Genomic DNA, 14,270 nt, shown 5'->3' with positions numbered 1-14,270 from the left:
GACTCTACCCATTCCTTGCACGAATGATTCAGGAGTGGCCATTGAAACTGACAAGTCGCCGGGCCGAGGCTTCATCCAAAATCAGGTCCGTGGCCAGTCCAGCGGCCAGAGCCCCTTGGAGCCCGTTGATTTTAGATGCGCCCGAGACCACGCAAATCCGGCGCCGTACCTGCCTCAATTGTTCATGGCTGGGACCCGTGGACCTTGCATTGAGGGTGATGCCGTTCGAGGAACCGTCACTCCTGAAGAAGACGGTGGCGACGTCGCCCACCACGTCATCTGCCGCCAGCATGGTGAGGTCGTGTTCATCGAGGTAGCCGCCGGCATACACATGGCTGGGATAGTCCGAATCCACTGAGCCGACGCCGAAGATGGCGATGCTCATGCGTGCCTGCAGATCAAGGATGCGTTGAACGCTGCGCTCATTCCACATGGCCGTCTTGGTGGATGCATGATCAAAGAAAGCCGGAACAGGGAACTGTTCAACCCTTGCGCCGTAGGCGCTGCCGAAGCGGCGCATGATGTCGCTGGCGTACGTGATGCCGGTGGTTTGCATGTTCCCGGCACCGTTCAGTTGGACCACGATGCTGTCATGGGTGACCTTGCGGGTGAGGTGACGGCTGACGGCGCTGAGGGTGGCGCCCCAGGCAACGCCGATGATGGCATTCGAATCAACCAACGGCCCAATGGTGCGGGCCGCCTGCATGGCTACGCGGTCCAGGGTCTCCGCCTCGTTGAGCGTGTCCAACACGGGAACCACGTGTACGTCCACCCCGTACTGGTTCCGGATCTGGCTTTCCAGTTCGGGGCCGGTGTCAAAAGGGCTCCTGATCTGGACCTGGACCAAGCCGGTTTCGCGTGCCGAGGACAGCAGCCGGGACACCGTGGACCGGGAAGTTCTCAGCTCCCGGGCGATTGCGTCCATGGTCAGGTCTTGGAGGTAATACATCTGTGCAGCCCGGAGCGCATCCGAGTGACGTGATCGTGCCATCTCATTTCCTTCCTGCACGTTTGTGCAAATAGCTTGACTCCATTTTCCACCTTCGCAAGATTAGTGGTGAACGGTGCAGCAGCGAGTGGCGCGGCGCACGAACCAAGCCCAAGGGAGCAGTTTTGGGACACAACAGTTTTTCCGGTACCTCACAGCACACACAGCGCGACTCCGTCGTTGCACTGCAGGAGCGGCCCTCGGCCAAGGTACTTATCATCGGCGGCGGCATCAACGGCGTCGGAACGTTCCGCGACCTGGCCCTGCAGGGTGTGGATGTGGCACTTGTTGAACGCGGCGACTACTGCCAAGGTGCCAGTGGTGCTTCCTCGCACATGATCCACGGCGGCATCCGCTACCTCGAAAACGGCGAGTTCCGCCTCGTCCAGGAATCCGTGGTTGAGCGTAACCGGCTCCTGCGCATTGCACCGCACTACGTCAAGCCGCTGCAGACCACCATCCCCATCTTCAGCACCTTCTCCGGAATCCTCTCCGCACCCATGCGTTTCCTCACGCACAAGCAGGGCAAGCCCAAGGAACGCGGCGCATTCCTCATCAAGGTTGGCCTGAGCATGTACGACTTCTTCTCCCGTGACGGCGGAAGCGTGCCCCGCCACCAGTTCCGTGGAAGGACCCGGGCCCTGGCCGAGCTTCCCAAGCTGCACTCGGGGATCAAGTACGCGGCAACCTACTTCGATGCCTCGGTGCACAACCCCGAACGCCTGACCCTCGATGTCCTCCAGGATGGCGAGAAGGCAGGCCTTGGCGGCGGACTTCCCGGTGGAAGCGCCCGCGCCAGCAACTACGTCTCACTGGTTTCCATGGGCGCGGACGGGGTTCTCCTCCGCGATGAACTGACCGGAAAGGAGTTCGAATTCCAGGCGGACGTCATCGTCAACACCACTGGCGCCTGGGTGGATCTCACCAACCAGGCCATGGGTGCCGTCAGCAAGTACATGGGCGGAACGAAGGGCTCCCACATCGTCCTTGACCACCCGGAACTTCTTGCCGCCTGCAACGGCAGGGAAATCTTCTTCGAACACACCGACGGCCGCATCGTCCTCATCTACCCGATGGGCGACCGCGTCCTGGTAGGTACCACCGACGTCGACGCGGACATGTCCCAAGACGCCGTGTGCACGGAAGAAGAGATCGACTACTTCTTCGACCTGGTAGGTCATGTGTTCCCCACCATCAAAGTGGAGCGGGAGCAGATCGTCTACAGCTTCGCCGGCGTCCGTCCGTTGCCCCGCCACGACGAAACCCAGCCGGGCTTCGTCTCCAGGGACTACCGGATCGAGCGCAGCGTCCGCACAGGCGATGGTGCGGTAGCCACGCCAGGCGGTAAGGCCGCCGTCGTACTCAGCTTGGTAGGCGGCAAGTGGACAACGTTCCGCGCACTGGCCGAGCACATGACCAACGACGTCCTGCGTGAACTCGGCATGGAACGCAAAGTCTCGACGGCGAAGCTCGCCATCGGCGGCGGTGCCGGCTTCCCTGCCACTGAACAGGGCGAACAGGAATGGATCAAGAAGCACATGGGTCCGGGCCTGGACGCTGACCGGGTTGCCGGCCTGCTGACCAGGTACGGTACGCGGGCTGACGCGGTGATCGCGTACCTCCATGCGGGGCATGACCAGCCGTTGCGGTCCACGCGTGAACTCAGCGTCCGTGAGTTGGCATTCATGGCCGAGCATGAGCAGATCGGGCACCTGGTGGATGTCCTCATCCGCAGGACGTCCCTGGCGTTCCGTGGCTTGGTCACCGGCGAGCTGCTGAATGAGATTGCCGCCGCTTTGGCCGAACCGCTCGGGTGGGATGCTGCTGCCCGTGAAGCAGAAATCCGCCACGCCCAGGAAGTACTGCAGCGGTTCCACAAGGTTGACGTGCACAGTCTCGTAGCCTGAGCCCAAGCAGCGGAAAAAGCTTGACCGTCCCAACGTGCGGCAGGGGCGGAATGGGGTAGGTGGGCCCGACAGGGGACCACCACACCGGGACGGTTCCGGAGATCGGAACAGTCCCAAACGGCCTCTTCACCCGCGAGGGGGCTGATAACAGAAAAATGAGGAGTCAAAGATGTCTCTTGGAATTGTTTTCCTTTCCGAAGTATTCGGAACCATGATGCTGACCCTGTTGGGTTGCGGCGTCGTGGCAAACGTTGCGCTCAAAGGCACCAAGGGCAACAACGCTGGATTCTTGATGGTGACGTGGGGCTGGGGCATTGCGGTCTTCGCGGGCGTTTTCGTGGCTGCAAAGTCCGGTGCGCACCTGAACCCGGCCGTGACGTTGGGCCTGCTGGTCAATCAGAAAGCAGAATACGCCCCCGGCGTTCCCGTGGATTTCGCGTCCACCCTGACCTACTTCGGCGCTGAGCTGCTGGGCGCCTTCCTGGGCGCGGTTGTCTGCTGGCTCGCTTACAAGCAGCACTTCGATGAAGAACCCCTGGCAGCCAACAAGCTGGGTACTTTCTCCACCGGTCCCGCCATCCGTTCCACCCCGTGGAACCTCGTCACAGAGATCATCGGCACGTTCGTCCTGGTCTTCGTCATCCTGACGTTCGGCGGCACCCCCTCGGGACTCGGCCCGCTGGCCGTGGCACTGCTCGTTGTGGGTATCGGCGTTTCCCTCGGTGGCCCCACCGGTTACGCCATCAACCCTGCGCGTGACCTCGGCCCCCGCATCGCCCACGCCCTCCTCCCCATCAAGGGCAAGGGCAGCAGCGACTGGGCTTACTCCTGGATTCCCGTTGTTGGACCGCTGGTTGGCGGCGCACTTGCCGGCATCGTGGCCCTCTGGGTGCCCGACATCATGCCTGCGATCGCCGGCTGATCCTGTCCGTACTCCACCGCACACACCCTCAATCATTACTGAGTAACCACAACACCGAGACAAGGACGTCACCATGAATCAATACGTCATCGCCATTGATCAAGGCACCACCAGCTCCCGCGCCATCGTGTTCGACCACTCCGGCAACATCGTTTCCACCGGCCAGATGGAACACGAGCAGATCTTCCCGCAGGCTGGCTGGGTTGAGCACAACCCCGCCGAAATCTGGAACAACACCCGGGAAGTCATTGCCTCCGCCCTGTCCAAGGCGAACCTGACGCGGCACGACATCGCCGCCGTCGGAATCACCAACCAGCGTGAAACTGCTGTCGTTTGGGACAAGAACACCGGTGAGGCTGTCTATAACGCCATTGTCTGGCAGGACACCCGAACCCAGCCGATCGTGGACCAGTTGGCCCAGGATGGCGGGCTCGAACGCTTCAAGCAGAAGGTGGGCCTGCCATTGGCCACCTACTTCTCCGGTACCAAGATCAAGTGGATCCTGGACAACGTCGACGGCGCCCGCGAACGTGCGGAAGCCGGCGACCTCCTGTTCGGCAACACCGACGCCTGGGTTCTGTGGAATCTGACCGGCGGTGTGGACGGCGGCGTCCACGTCACCGACGTCACCAACGCCTCCCGCACCCTCTTCATGGACCTCGAGACGCTCCAATGGGACCAGGAAATCCTGGACGTCTTTGGCGTTCCGTCCTCCATGATGCCGGCCATCAAGTCCTCCTCCGAGGTCTACGGCCAGGTCCACACCTCGCAGCTCCTTCGCGAAACTCCGGTGGCAGGCATTCTGGGCGACCAGCAGGCCGCTACCTTCGGCCAGGCAGCCTTCCAGGCCGGAGAAGCAAAAAACACCTACGGCACAGGCTGCTTCCTGATCTTCAACACTGGCGAGGAAATTGTTCACTCCAAGAACGGCCTCCTCACCACGCTGGGATATAAGCTGGGCGACGCCAAACCGCACTACGCCCTGGAAGGTTCCATTGCGGTCACCGGTTCCTTGATCCAGTGGCTCCGCGACAACCTGGGCATGATCAGTTCCGCTCCCGAAGTTGAGGAGTTGGCTGCGGGTGTCAAGGACAACGGTGGCGTCTACATCGTCCCCGCCTTCTCCGGCCTGTTCGCACCGTACTGGCGCGCGGACGCCCGTGGCGCCATCGTCGGCCTGACCCGTTTCGCCAACAAGGGTCACATCGCCCGCGCCGCGCTGGAAGCAACTGCCTTCCAGACCCGCGAGGTGCTGGACGCCGTCAACGCGGACTCGGGTGTTCCGCTCACCGAGCTGAAGGTCGACGGCGGCATGGTCGCCAACGAGGCTCTCATGCAGTTCCAGGCAGACATCCTGGGCGTACCGGTGGTCCGTCCCAAGGTGGTGGAAACCACTGCACTCGGTGCCGCCTACGCAGCGGGCCTGGCTGTCGGATTCTGGAAGGACCTGGGCGAGCTCAGCGCCAACTGGAACGAAGACAAGCGCTGGGAACCGCAACTGCCGGCAGAAGAGCAGGAGCGTCAGTTGCGGCTTTGGAAGAAGGCTGTCACCAAATCCATGGATTGGGTCGACGAGGACGTTAAGTAAGACCAGCGACAAGACGCCTTAGCTGTTATGGGGGCCCCGCCCGCTACGCGGACGCCCGAAGCCGCTCCCGGGCCCCCATAACAGCACGGCGTCATTGAGCCGGTCTTCTGTAAGCCAAGCGCTGCGCCGCCAACCATGATTTGTCGGTGAGTGGATGGATGAACGTGCGCTATTGTAGATCTATGCGTGCGATCCTTCTGCTTAGCTAGCCGCCCGGCTTTTATTAGCCGTGCGGCCGCCCCTCCATTGTTGAGGGGCTTTTGTGTGTCCGGGGCTATCCGGGACCGCAGCAGGAGGCAAAACCGCCATCGAAGAACAGAAGAGGGCAGCAGTGAGCGTTCAGCCGGAGACAGAGACCGGAACAGCACAGACAGCCGCAGCTGAAGCGCCTGAAGAGGGCGTCTACAGCTTCGCTGCGATGGAAGCCAAGTGGCCGCAGGTCTGGGAAGACCTCAAAGTCTTCACGCCTGTCGACGACGGTTCGCGGGAACGCCGCTACGTGCTGGACATGTTCCCCTACCCTTCCGGCGACCTCCACATGGGCCACGCCGAAGCATTCGCGATGGGCGACGTGGTGGCGCGCTACCTGCGCCAGAAGGGCTTCGACGTCCTGCACCCCATTGGTTGGGACTCTTTCGGCCTCCCTGCTGAGAACGCTGCGATCAAGCGCAATGCGCACCCCAGCGAGTGGACCTACGCGAACATCGACACCCAGGCGGCGTCGTTCAAGCGGTATGCCATCTCCGCCGACTGGTCCAGGCGCATTCACACCTCGGATCCCGAGTATTACCGGTGGACCCAGTGGCTGTTCAAGCGTTTCTACGAGCGTGGCCTGGCCTACCGCAAGGATTCGCCGGTCAACTGGTGCCCCAAGGACCTCACCGTCCTGGCGAACGAACAGGTTGTCAACGGCGCCTGTGAACGCTGCGGCACGCCCGTCACCAAGAAGTCGCTGAATCAGTGGTACTTCAAGATCACCGACTACGCAGACCGCTTGCTCGAAGACATGGACCAGCTGCAAGGCCACTGGCCCGAGCGTGTTCTGGCCATGCAACGGAACTGGATCGGCCGCTCTGAAGGCGCGCACGTGCGATTCGTCATCGAAGCGACCGAAGAGCGTGCCGAGCGCGAAGTCACAGTGTTCACCACGCGTCCGGACACTCTCTATGGCGCAACCTTCTTCGTTGTGGCAGCGGATGCACATCTGGCACTGGACCTGGTGACTCCGGAACAACACGACGAACTCATGGCGTACCGCGAAAAGGTCAAGGCGCTCTCCGAAATTGAGCGCCAGTCCACCGAACGCGAGAAGACCGGCGTCTTCACCGGCCGTTACGCCATCAACCCGCTCAACGGCGAGAAACTCCCGGTATGGGCCGCTGACTACGTGCTGGCCGACTACGGCACGGGTGCCATCATGGCCGTGCCTGCGCATGACCAGCGCGACCTCGACTTCGCCAAGGCCTTCAACCTGCCCGTCCGGGCAGTGTTGGAAACAGGCGCTGAAGACCCCGCAGAGACTGGCGTGGCCACTGCCGGCGAAGGCACACTGAAGAACTCCGGTGACCTGGATGGCTTGTCCAAGTCCGACGGAATTCCGGCCGCGATCGAGATCCTCGAGAAGCTCGGTACCGGCGAGAAATTCGTCAACTTCCGGCTGCGTGACTGGTTGCTGAGCCGCCAGCGTTTCTGGGGTACGCCCATCCCCATCATCCACTGCGGCGAATGCGGCGAAGTGCCCGTCCCCGATGACCAGTTGCCCGTCAGGTTGCCCGATAACCTGCGCGGTGAGGCGTTGTCGCCGAAGGGAACCTCCCCGTTGGCCGCCGCCGTCGAGTGGGTCAACGTGGAGTGCCCCAATTGTGGCCGGGCCGCCCAGCGCGACACCGACACCATGGACACCTTTGTGGACTCGTCCTGGTACTTCCTGCGCTTCGTGTCCCCGGACTACACCGAAGGTCCTTTCGATCCCGAAAAGATCAATAACTGGATGCCCGTGGGCCAGTACGTTGGTGGCGTGGAGCACGCTATCCTGCACCTGCTCTACGCGCGCTTCTTCACCAAGGTCATCAAGGACATCGGCCTGATCGAAGCCAACGAACCGTTCTCGGCACTGCTCAACCAGGGCCAGGTGCTCAACGGCGGTAAAGCCATGAGCAAGTCCCTCGGCAACGGCGTGGACCTCGGCGAGCAGTTGGACAAATTCGGCGTCGACGCCGTACGTCTCACCATGGTCTTTGCCTCCCCACCGGAAGACGACGTCGACTGGGCGGACGTTTCGCCGTCGGGGTCTGCCAAGTTCCTGGCCCGGGCCTGGCGGCTTGGCCAGGACGTCAGCAGCGAGCCGGGCGTGGATCCGGCTAATGGCGACCGCGCCCTGCGCACTGTCACGCACAAGACCATCGCCGATGCCGCGGGCCTGTTGGACAACAACAAGTTCAACGTTGTGGTTGCCCGCCTGATGGAGTTGGTGAACGCGACCCGCAAGACCATTGATTCTGGTGCGGGTGCCGCAGATCCCGCCGTACGCGAAGCGGTGGAAGCCGTTGCGGTCATCCTGAGCCTCTTCGCTCCGTACACAGCCGAGGACTTGTGGAACACGCTGGGCCACCCTGCCTCGGTAGCGAATGCAGGCTGGCCGAAGCACGACGAAGCATTGCTGGTGCAGGACACCGTCACCGCTGTGGTTCAGGTCCAGGGCAAGGTTCGCGATCGCTTGGAAGTCTCGCCGGACATCACTGAGGACGCTTTGCGTGAACTCGCGCTGGCCTCGGAAAACGTCCAGCGTGCCATGGACGGTCGCGGCATCCGCACCGTGATCGTGCGGGCACCTAAACTGGTGAACATCGTCCCCGCCTAGCAGGGACCGTGCGGCCGCCGGCACTGTGCCGGCGGCCGGCCATCATCTTTGGAGGTTGCGTGCCTGAGCGAGAACCACCCGCATGGATATGGCTCAAGGAAAGAGTGGCGCGCCTCAGGCAGCCCACGGCTCCGGTTCCAGCAGGTGACGTGCCGCTGGCGGCCGTCGTCAAGACAGCCGTCGTCACTGATTCGGCGGCCGCGCTTCCCACGGACTGGGTCTCGGCCTTCACCGCCGACGGACGGCTTGCAGTTGTTCCCATGCCGGTCATGGTGGGGAACGAAATTTACGGCGAAGGCGAAGACGACATCACCCAAACGTTGTCGCTGGCCCTGGCCTCGGGTGCCTCGGTGAAAACGTCCCGGCCCTCACCCGGGCAATTTGAGCAGGCCTACCTCGCGGCTCAGCGTCGCGGTTTCGAGTCAGTGGTGTCCATCCACATTTCGTCCGAGCTCTCCGGAACCGCCGATGCTGCCCGCCTGGCTGCAGCCCGCGTCAGCATTCCCGTGGAAGTGGTGGACTCCCGCACGGTGGGCATGGCGCAGGGCATGGGGGTCCAAAGTGCGGTGGTAGCCGCAGCCGATGGGCAAGAGGCTGCAGAAGTCCGCGGTTTTGCCGAGCGGCGCATGGAGCGCACCAAGGTCTACTTCTACGTGCCCAGCCTTGAACAGCTACGCCGTGGCGGGCGCATCGGTGCCGCAGCATCGCTGTTGGGTACAGTCCTGGCTATCAAGCCCATCCTGGCGGTCGACGGCGGCAAGATCGTTCCGCTGGAAAAGGTCCGGTCCGCCGTACGCGCCGTGGCTCGCTTGGAGGAGATCGTTGCAGCGGATGTTGCTTCCCGCCCGGTCGGACAGCAACGCTTGGCAGTTCACCACTTCGGCAACCAGATGGAGGCCGAAGCCCTGGCCGCCCGGCTGAACGAGAAGTGTCCGGACTGCCCGCCGCCCCAAATCAGTGCCTTGCCTGCCGTTCTGGCGGCTCATGCCGGCTTGGGCGTTCTGGCAGTCATTGTGGGGGAAAGCAGCACGCCAACGGACTGATCATCCGGCCCTTTATCCACATAGCCCATCTGAAGCGGACTGGCCCCGCGGCGCCGGCAATAGGCTCAGTTCATGCCACGCTGGAACCGGGATGCGTCCCCAGATGCCGCGGCGCAGGCAGCACGGCAGCGCTTTACCTCCCGTATGGCCGGAGACACCCGGACACCTCCACTGCTGGAGTTACCGGACAACTATCCCTCCGATCCAGTGGGCGAGGAGGGAGAGCCTGGTGAGTTCGTGCACGGATCCCGGCTTCGATGGAGGGCCCCGTGGCGCGTAGCGATACTCCTGGCCTTAGTAGGGGCAGGCCTCATCGCGTGGCATTTATGGCAGTCATCCCTGGGCCAGCCAACATCAGAACCGTTGGATCCGTCCACGTCTGTTGGCCCCGTTGCTCCGGATTCGTCAGAATCGCCGCGGCCAGCGGGGTCGGAGGCTCAAGGGAGCCTGCTTGTTCATGTAGCGGGGGCCGTGCAGAAGCCCGGTGTCGTTTCGTTGCCGCTCGGTAGTCGCGTCTTTCAAGCCATTGATGCGGCAGGAGGTGCAGCGCCAAACGCTGAACTCGGCGGGCTGAACCTTGCCGAGGTGCTCAGCGATGGAGCCAAGGTGGTCGTTCCAGTAGCGGGGGAGGCCCCGCAAGCCGCCCCGTCTGCGCCTGCCGGCAGTACTGGCACTGGCAGTTCCAGCGGCGGGGCCGCGAAGGTCAACATCAACACTGCCACCTTGGAGGAGTTGGGGACGCTGCCCAGGGTGGGGCCAGTGACCGCCCAGCGAATTCTGGACTGGCGGAAAGAGCACGGACCGTTCGCATCGGTGGACGAACTGGATGCCATTGACGGGATTGGGCCCAAGCTCATGGAGTCCCTCAAAGACCTTGTGACGGTGCAGGGTGGCTGAGTCCGTCGGAGGTCCGGAATCAGGAAAACGCATAGACCTGAGGCTCGTGCCTGTGGCGGTGGTGACGTGGTCTGCAGCGCTGGCAGGTGGCTTCGTTGATGGGGTCTGGTCCGCTGTGTTGGCGGTCGTACTGGGCTTGTTTGGCGGGGTGTTCCTCATTATGGGGCATCGCCAAAGGCCGTCCGGGGTACTGCCCAGAACAATGTTCGCGACTTTCGCCCTCGCTTGTGTCCTGGGGGCCGCTGTTGCGGTTCAATGCGCTGTCATCGCCGGCAACCGTGAGAACGGACCACTGGCCCCGGCGATGGCCGCCGATGAGGGGGTCGTCGTCCACATACTCATCACGGGCAGCCCAGCAGCGGCACCCTCACCCGGGCATTCAAGTGACAACAGGTGGGTAGTGGATGCGAGCCTGATTGGCCTCACGTCCAAGGGAAACGTGGTGCGTGGAACTGCCGACCTCGTGGTGACGGGCGGTGCTGCCTGGCAGAATGTGCGGGCGGGGCAGAGCGTCAGAACAACCGGAACGCTGAAACAGGTGCGGGAGGGGCAACCGGAGTCTGCGCTCCTGAGCGCTTCCTCGGACCCCGTTGTTACCGGCTCTGGTTTCGATATCCGACAAACAGCGGCCGACGTGCGGAAAGGGTTTGTCACCGCTGCCCGCTGGTTGCCTCCGGACGCATCCGGGCTGCTCCCTGGAATGGTGACAGGCGACACCAGTGCACTGCCGGAAAGCTTGGAAACGGCAATGAAGACCACTGGAATGACACACTTGACGGCCGTCTCGGGGGCCAATTGCAGCCTCATTCTAGGTGGCTTCATTTTATTGGCACGGTGCTTCCGGTGGGCGCGCCCGGCAGCTGGGGCTTTTGCTGCGTGTGGCCTGTTGGCGTTTGTCATCATGGTGGGGCCGGATCCAAGCGTCTTACGGGCGGCAGTAATGGGGACAGTGGGGCTGGCTGCCCTGACGGGTGGGCTGCGTGGACGGTCCTTGTCCTTCCTCTGCCTCGCCACAACCATCCTGCTGCTGCTGGACCCGGCCATGGCGGCCAACGTGGGATTTCTCCTCTCGGTTCTGGCGACGCTTGGAATTGTGCTGCTTGCGGCGCGCATTGCGTCATGGATCCCTGCCCGGGTGCCACGGTGGTTGGCTGCCGGGGTTGCCGTGCCGTTGTCTGCGCAGCTGCTGTGTGGTCCGGTGATCGTGGCACTTCAGCCACAGTTCACGACGTTCGCGCTTATTGCCAACGTGGCGGCGGGTCCTTTGGTGGCTCCGGTGACTATTTTTGGGACGATCGCCGTGCCTCTGGCCACAGCTCTGCCCTGGCTCGCGGTGGTGCCCATCGCCGTTGCGGGGATCTGCGCTGGATTGGTTGCGGGAGTGGCACGGTTTTTTTCCGGATTACCAGGAGCTGCTCTGGCGTGGGCCGAGGGGCCGGTTGGAATAGGGGCCATGGTGCTCTCCTCGGTGGTGACACTCCTGGCCGTATGGATGGCGCTGCACCCGGCGCGTGTGAGGCGACACGTCATGAGACTGCATGGCGCCATGATGGTGCTCCTCGATCGCTGGTTGGCGCCCCGGGACCGAGGGCTATCGAGGGCGGCGCCGCAAGGGTTCATGCATTCGCGTCGGAGAGGGGCCTCGTGGAGGCTGCTACGGAGCAACAGGGCCCAGCAACTACACTGCCGCCGCTGTCCTGAGCCGGGTCGGGCCGGAACCGACTGTGGCTCTACTTCGGGGTGTCAATCGCGCTGAGTACAGTACTGAATCTCCCCCAGCCTTGTTGGGCATCACTCGCTCACTGAACGCCACCCACTACCAAACATGGCAGACTTGAACCCTGCAACGAAACGTCCGGAAGGAACCACCAGTGGCTGCTGCCCAAAACACCCGGGCCAAGAGCGTCGCGGCGAACACTGTCAGTTGGCGGGATGCGGCACCGGCCGCCGTCGTCCTGATCATGGGACCGGAAGAGTACCTTGGTATCCGGGCAATGGACGGCATCCGTAGCCACGTGCGAAGCACTACCCCTGACGTCGAGCTCAGCCGGCTGAACGCGGGCTCCTACGAGTCCGGTTCGTTGGCGATGACGGTCACGCCATCCCTCTTCGGTGAGGGCAAGCTCATTGAGGTCGAGGGCCTCGAGGCCATGAATGATGCTTTTCTGGCCGATGGACTGGCCTACCTCCAGCATCCGGACCAGGACGTTGTGCTTGTCTTACGTCATGCCGGGGGAGTTCGTGGCAAGAAGCTGCTCGATGCCGTGAAGTCCGCCGGCTGGCCCGTCATTGATTGCCAACCGTTGAAGAAGGACTCTGACAAGACCGCGTTTGTCGTCTCCGAATTCAGGGCCGGTGGGCGCCGCATTGAGGGCGACGCTGTTCAGGCACTGGTGAACGCAGTTGGCGCGAACCTTTCCGAACTTGCAGCAGCGTGCAACCAACTCATCGCTGATGCCACTACTGCCGTGACGGCGGAAACCGTGGAACGCTACTACGGCGGCCGGGTCGAAGCTACGGCGTTCAAAGTGGCGGATGCTGCGATGGCTGGTAATGGGCCGGTCGCACTTTCCACGTTGAGGCATGCCCTGGCCACTGGGGTGGATCCGGTTCCCCTGGTTGCGGCGCTGGCGGCCAAGCTGCGGACGTTGGCCAAAGTTGCCGGGGCCAATGGTTCTCCAGCCACCATTGCCAAGAATCTGGGAATGCAGCCGTGGCTTGTTGAGCAGGCGCAGCGGGATGTCCGGCGATGGACTCCCGAGGGCCTGATCCGTTCCATCCAGGTCATCGCAGAAGCTGACGCGCAGGTGAAGGGTGAGTCGCGGGACCCTGTTTACGCTGTGGAGCACGCGGTGACTGTCATTGCCATGTCAGCCAGTCGACGCTGAAGCCAGCAGGCAGCGGCCTTGCCGCCGCCCATACCGCCGCTTAAACCCAAAGGCCGGCACCCGTTGGGTGCCGGCCTTTTGATCAGCTCAGTCGAACTGGAAAAACCTTAGAGTGCGTTGACCTTCTTGGAGATCGCCGACTTGCGGTTTGCAGCGTTGTTCTTGTGAATAACGCCCTTGCTGACAGCCTTGTCCAGCTTACGGCTGGCAGCAACAAGTGCAGTTCCAGCAGCATCCTTGTCAGCAGACTCAACGGCGGTGGCAACGGCGCGGATGGCCGTCTTCAGCTCCGACTTGACTGCGTTGTTACGCAGGCGAGCCTTCTCGTTGGTGAGGATGCGCTTCTTCTGGGACTTGATATTAGCCACGTATGAACTCTCTTTTTAATGCGGAAATGGTCTAGAGGGTTTTCAGGTTGGCCATCGACTGAGCGGCGTGGGGATGCCTATGGCAGCCAACCATGTGTGGCCGTCGACCTGCACGGACACACAGCTATAAAGGATAGCAGAAAGTCGGGGCTCTTACAGAACTGGGCTCTCGTCCGGCTATTGCCGTGCTTGGAGGGCGCGGGCTACCTCCCGGAATTTCGACTTTCCCAGGATGGCGCCTTCGCGCCGGATCGCACCAGGATCAAGCCGGATAATCCGAACAACGTTGATTTCGCTGGGCCTGCCTTGCCGATCCCAGGAACCGGTTCCTATATCAACGAACTCGTCAGCCCGCGCACCATTGTCATGGTCTTTGGATGTCAACATGAGGCCCAAAAGCCACTCGCGGTCCCGGCCCACCAAGAGTACCGGCCGGTCCTTACCTTGTGTGTGGTCTTCTTCGTAGGGGACCCAGCTCCAGACAATCTCGCCGGGATCAGGCTGGCCATCGGGCTTGGGGGAGTAGCTGACCTTGATCGAACCGCGAAAGTCGCCCGGGTAAGCACCTGGTTGACGTACGACGTCGGGCCGCCGGGTTTGCGTCCTGCGGTCACCTGCCGGGGTGGCTGCCTTGGTGCCGTTGCCACCAAGGGCTTTGAATGATCGCAGGATGAGTTTGCCCAAAGGGCGCAAGTCGAAAGCCATGTGACAACGCTACAGCTGCGTGGAGTTGACACCTGAGGGGCAATGTACGGCGAAGCGCCGGTTCATGGGAGACTAGAGGATCAGATGCGCGGCGTGTTCCGGCT

11 protein-coding genes are annotated in these 14,270 nt (G+C 62.6%); 8 read left to right on the top strand and 3 right to left on the bottom strand.

What is annotated here, in order from left to right; genetic code table 11:
* Window positions 1-28: 28 nt before the first annotated feature.
* Entirely contained in the window at window positions 29-991 is a 963-nt protein-coding gene (locus RQH14_RS08950; RefSeq protein ID WP_311212932.1) for a sugar-binding domain-containing protein, read from the bottom strand.
* A gap of 122 nt (window positions 992-1,113) precedes the next feature.
* Between RQH14_RS08950 and RQH14_RS08945 the strand changes: the two genes are divergently transcribed.
* From RQH14_RS08945 to holA, 8 genes are all read left to right on the top strand, one after another.
* Window positions 1,114-2,895 (top strand): glycerol-3-phosphate dehydrogenase/oxidase, encoded by a 1,782-nt coding sequence (locus RQH14_RS08945; protein ID WP_311212931.1) that lies wholly within the window; start codon window positions 1,114-1,116, stop codon window positions 2,893-2,895.
* A gap of 169 nt (window positions 2,896-3,064) precedes the next feature.
* Window positions 3,065-3,817, top strand: coding sequence for an MIP/aquaporin family protein (locus RQH14_RS08940; RefSeq protein ID WP_311212930.1), 753 nt, complete (start codon window positions 3,065-3,067; stop codon window positions 3,815-3,817).
* Window positions 3,818-3,890: 73 nt separating this feature from the next.
* Complete coding sequence (gene glpK, locus RQH14_RS08935; RefSeq protein ID WP_311212929.1) at window positions 3,891-5,405, top strand: glycerol kinase GlpK; 1,515 nt, start codon at window positions 3,891-3,893, stop codon at window positions 5,403-5,405.
* A gap of 331 nt (window positions 5,406-5,736) precedes the next feature.
* Window positions 5,737-8,265, top strand: a complete 2,529-nt coding sequence (gene leuS / locus RQH14_RS08930) for a leucine--tRNA ligase (protein ID WP_311212928.1) — start codon at window positions 5,737-5,739, stop codon at window positions 8,263-8,265.
* 8 nt (window positions 8,266-8,273) lie between these two features.
* Window positions 8,274-9,308: a DegV family protein gene (locus RQH14_RS08925; protein ID WP_311212927.1), complete on the top strand. Its 1,035-nt coding sequence runs from the start codon at window positions 8,274-8,276 to the stop codon at window positions 9,306-9,308.
* A 363-nt stretch (window positions 9,309-9,671) separates the two neighbouring features.
* On the top strand, window positions 9,672-10,205 hold the full coding sequence (locus RQH14_RS08920) for a helix-hairpin-helix domain-containing protein (protein ID WP_311213070.1): 534 nt from the start codon (window positions 9,672-9,674) through the stop codon (window positions 10,203-10,205).
* Entirely contained in the window at window positions 10,198-11,961 is a 1,764-nt protein-coding gene (locus tag RQH14_RS08915; RefSeq protein ID WP_311212926.1) for a ComEC/Rec2 family competence protein, read from the top strand. The genes RQH14_RS08920 and RQH14_RS08915 overlap by 8 nt, the downstream gene beginning before the upstream one ends.
* 115 nt (window positions 11,962-12,076) lie before the next feature.
* Window positions 12,077-13,093 carry a DNA polymerase III subunit delta gene (holA, locus tag RQH14_RS08910; RefSeq protein ID WP_311212925.1) on the top strand — a complete coding sequence of 339 codons (1,017 nt, stop codon included), beginning with the start codon at window positions 12,077-12,079 and terminating at the stop codon, window positions 13,091-13,093.
* 107 nt (window positions 13,094-13,200) lie between these two features.
* Here holA and rpsT read toward each other — a convergent pair whose 3' ends face one another.
* Complete coding sequence (rpsT, locus tag RQH14_RS08905; RefSeq protein ID WP_231342946.1) at window positions 13,201-13,461, bottom strand: 30S ribosomal protein S20; 261 nt, start codon at window positions 13,459-13,461, stop codon at window positions 13,201-13,203.
* Window positions 13,462-13,638: 177 nt separating this feature from the next.
* Window positions 13,639-14,166, bottom strand: coding sequence for a type II toxin-antitoxin system PemK/MazF family toxin (locus tag RQH14_RS08900; protein ID WP_311212924.1), 528 nt, complete (start codon window positions 14,164-14,166; stop codon window positions 13,639-13,641).
* Window positions 14,167-14,270 lie beyond the last annotated feature (104 nt).

The sequence above is a fragment of the Arthrobacter sp. WCS2018Hpa-7 genome (assembly GCF_031843805.1).
GTDB lineage: Bacteria > Actinomycetota > Actinomycetes > Actinomycetales > Micrococcaceae > Arthrobacter.
The sequence above is the reverse complement of the archived record's forward strand: the minus strand, read 5'-3'. Positions and strand labels throughout refer to the sequence as shown.

Coding starts and splice junctions, on each gene's coding strand:
- RQH14_RS08940 (WP_311212930.1), top strand. CDS start 3,065: ATGTCTCTTGGAATTGTTTTCCTTTCCGAAGTATTCGGAACCATGATG.
- RQH14_RS08950 (WP_311212932.1), bottom strand. CDS start 991: ATGGCACGATCACGTCACTCGGATGCGCTCCGGGCTGCACAGATGTAT.
- glpK (WP_311212929.1), top strand. CDS start 3,891: ATGAATCAATACGTCATCGCCATTGATCAAGGCACCACCAGCTCCCGC.
- RQH14_RS08900 (WP_311212924.1), bottom strand. CDS start 14,166: ATGGCTTTCGACTTGCGCCCTTTGGGCAAACTCATCCTGCGATCATTC.